This is a genomic window from Dellaglioa sp. CoH-55-MRSF-7, from assembly GCF_056782235.1.
The window spans coordinates 639-886 of record NZ_JBXAYI010000022.1 but is presented as its reverse complement, the minus strand read 5'-3'; the positions used below and the strand labels follow the sequence as shown (position 1 = coordinate 886).

The window sequence follows — 248 nt, the reverse complement described above, 5'->3', positions numbered from 1 at the left end:
ATCACCGAGCGCTACCAAAAACTGACTATCGTTCCACTGACGCTAGATCGCGAAATGCCGTCTAAGCATCAGCTGGCCAAGGGTCTATTGATCCCCGACACTGAGTTGGTGGGACTCAAGGAAAAGATGGCTGAGCTGAACATGACGACAGCTCAGCTCCACGACATAGTGCGCGCCATTAGACATCCGGACAGCCGCAAGGGAGTGCTTACTAAAACCCATAAAACAATGCTTGAACACATACGCGG

The 248-nt window shown here is 51.6% G+C and carries 1 protein-coding gene; it reads left to right on the top strand.

Annotation, left to right across the window (positions count from 1 at the left end):
• Positions 1–248 (top strand): hypothetical protein (locus AC1RPU_RS07630; protein ID WP_481769586.1); only part of this gene is annotated, 248 nt, incomplete at both ends.